Genomic DNA, 3,199 nt, shown 5'->3' on the forward strand with positions numbered 1-3,199 from the left:
GCGCCTTCCTTGTCGATCTTGTTGACCGCCACCACGATCGGCACATCCGCGGCCTGCGCCGCGACCGTCGCCGCCCTCGAACGCGGGGTCCCGGGTTCGGCCTACAACATCGTCGACGACGAACCGGTCACCTGGGGCGCGATGTTCGACGCCATGGCGCAGGCCATCGGCGCCCGCACGCCGCGCCGGCTCCCGCCCCGACTGGTGCGCATGGCCTCACCGCTGGCCGCCGCCCAGATGCTGGATCTGTCCCTCCGCGTCTCCAATGCCAAGGCGCGCGCCGAACTGAGCTGGCGGCCCGCCTATCCCAGCTACCGCGAAGGACTGGTCACGGTCGCGGACGCGGCCCGCTGACCACCCGGCCGGAACACCGTCGCGCCGGTATGAGTTGATCATCGAGGCCCTGCGATCTCCCGCACGGCGACACCGAGCGGAAGGCAGCGATGACGACACCGGCGGACCCCTCGTACACCTGGCTGGGCGAGGAACTCGACCTCGACGCCTACCTGGCCCGAATCGGTTTCACCGGAGCGCGCACGCCCACCCTCGCCGCGCTGCGCGAGCTGGTCCGCGCCCACAACACCACGATCCCGTTCGAGAACCTCGAGGTGATTCTCGGCCGCGGTGTCCCGCTGGACCTGGAATCGCTGCAGGACAAGCTGATCCGGCGGCGACGCGGCGGCTACTGCTACGAGAACGTCCTGGTGTTCGCGGCGGCGCTGGAGCGCTTCGGTTTCGAATTCACCGCCATGTCCGGCCGCGTCACCCGGGGCGCGCCGAATCTGCGCCCGGCCACCCACGCGCTGCTGCGCGTCGAGGCCGAGGATCGGATCTGGCTGTGTGACGTGGGTTTCGGCTGGGGTCCACTGGAACCGGTCGAGCTGGTCGCGGATCGCGGCGAATTCAATGTGGGCGCATGGCGTTTCAAATTGGAGCGGGCGCTGGACGCGGTGGGCGGCGAGCTGTGGACGCTCCACCAGTTCGGCGCGGACGGCTTCGTCGACCGCCATACTTTCGCCACCACACCGCAGTACCGCGTCGATTTCGCGGTCGGCAATCACTTCGTCTCCACCTCGGCGCGTTCGCCGTTCACCATGCGGCCGTTCGTGCAGCGCTTCCACGCCGACGTGCATCACCAGCTGGACGGCACCACCTGGACCACCAGCTATCCCGACGGCGCGCAGCAGGTGCGCGAGCTGGAGGTGGCCGAGTTGCCCAAGGTGCTCGCGGAGGTTTTCGAGGTCGAACTCGACGCGGCGGACGCCGAGCAACTGCTGCGCGCCGAGTGGCCGCTGGCCGCGCAGCGCCGGATTCCGTGAAATGTTGCTGAACCCCGGCGCTGTGCGGGAGCAAACACACACCAAACCAGTTGGTCTATGCCTCGTCATAGATGTACTCCGACCAGGGATTTCCGCTGCCGGGTCACACAGCTGTTGCTCAGGTGCGGCGTAGATCTCACCGAGATCTCGCTCATATCTCACGCTGACGTCGGCGATCCGCCCATAGCCCGCTACACTCGTGCGGGGAAACGCGCGGGCAACCGCGCAGTCAAACAGTCGTCTCGGAGAACCACGGAGTAGTGCCATCGAAACCGGCCAAGTGATCGCAGGGCACTACCGCCTGGTCGAACGGATTGGTAGCGGCGGCACAGGTGTCGTCTGGCGAGCCGTGGACCAACGGCTCGAACGTTCCGTGGCGGTCAAGCAGATCATCACGCAGCCGAGCCTGTCCGACGCCGACAAGGACATCGTGCGGCAGCGCGCCGCGCGCGAAGCCCGCAACGCGGCCCGCTTCCAGCACCCCAATGCCATCGTCGTGTTCGACATCACCGAGCACGAGGGCGACCCGTGCCTGGTGATGGAATATCTGCCCTCGCAGAGCCTCGCGGTGGTGCTGTCCGCATCGGGCACGTTGCCACTGCCGCAGGTCGCCCGCATCGGCGAACATGTGGCAAGCGCGCTCATCGCCGCGCATCGTGCCGGAATCGTGCACCGCGACGTCAAGCCGGGCAACATCCTGCTCGGCGACAACGGGGCGGTGAAGATCACCGACTTCGGCATCGCCAAGTCCAAGGGCGACGTCACCCTGACGGCCACCGGCCTCATCTCCGGCACCGCCGCCTACCTCGCTCCCGAGGTCGCGCGCGGCGCCGAGCCGACCCCGGCCGCGGACGTATTCGCCTTGGGCGCCACCCTCTTTCACGCGCTCGAGGGCGAACCGCCCTACGGCACCAATCCGAATCCGCTGGCGCTGCTGTACGCGGCCGCCAACGGCCAGATCAGCGAGCCGCGCAATGCCGGGCCGCTGTCGGATCTGCTGCTGTCGCTGCTGAGCTTCGAGCCGGAGGACCGGCCGAGCATGCTCGACGTGCGCGACATCATGGCCGAATTCGCCGAGCTCGGCCCGGACGCGGAGGCTACTCGCGTCATGGCCGCGCGCCGTTCGGGCCCGGCGACCCCGGCCCCGGCCGCGGGCGGGCGCAACGCACCGCGCCAGACCCGGCAGATGGATCGGCGCCCCTCGGCCAATGCCGACATCCCGACCGGAGCCATGAGCCAGGCGCAGCTGCTGGAGACCCCGCCGCCGCGCCCGTCCCTCAACGGCGGTCCGCCGACGCGCAATCATCCTGCGCCGCAGGCGGACTACTACGACGACGAGCAGGGCGGCGGCTCGAAGAAGAAGCTGCTGTGGATCGCGCTGGTCGCGATCGTCGTGGTGGCGGGCGGCATCGTGTTCGGGTTGCTGAGCAGCAACGGTTCGAGCTCCGACTCGGGTTCGGGCGGCAGCTCCAGTTCGGCCAAGGCCACGACCTCGGCGGGCGTCACCAAGGGTGTGCCCTCGGGCCTGGGGCAGACCAAGAGCGCGGGCGTCGTCAGTTTCGACGCGGCGGTGGACGCGGTGTCCTCCTTCTGGGACGACGTCACCTACACCCGCTACGCCGACGCCTGGAAACTGCTGACCCCCGCCGCCCAGCAGGTCTACGGCAATCAGCAGAACTTCCAGATGTACTGGACCCAGAACCCGGTCCAGAAGTACTCGAGCATCCGCGGCGTCAACGGCGGCGGCACGGTCAACCCCGACGGCTCGGTCGACATCATCCTGGATTCGCTGCAAACCAAGAACGGCGGCAGCAAGTCCGTCACCACCCGCGTGATCGACGCGGGCGGCGGCAGCCTCCAGATCGACAGCGACACCAAGT

The 3,199-nt window shown here is 68.6% G+C and carries 2 protein-coding genes and 1 pseudogene; all 3 read left to right on the forward strand.

Annotation, left to right across the window (positions count from 1 at the left end):
• Positions 1-354: pseudogene (locus ACWELQ_RS42030) on the forward strand (hypothetical protein); the annotation flags it as partial.
• An 89-nt stretch (positions 355-443) separates the two neighbouring features.
• Entirely contained in the window at positions 444-1,319 is an 876-nt protein-coding gene (locus ACWELQ_RS42035) for an arylamine N-acetyltransferase family protein (RefSeq protein WP_452402564.1), read from the forward strand.
• 280 nt (positions 1,320-1,599) lie between these two features.
• A partial coding sequence (locus ACWELQ_RS42040; RefSeq protein ID WP_452402565.1) for a protein kinase domain-containing protein occupies positions 1,600-3,199 on the forward strand: 1,600 nt, incomplete at its 3' end.

It is taken from the genome of Nocardia sp. NPDC004722 (assembly GCF_053601505.1).

Bases quoted from the DNA above. Each gene is read 5' to 3' on its own strand.
- ACWELQ_RS42035 (WP_452402564.1), top strand. From the start codon at position 444: ATGACGACACCGGCGGACCCCTCGTACACCTGGCTGGGCGAGGAACTC.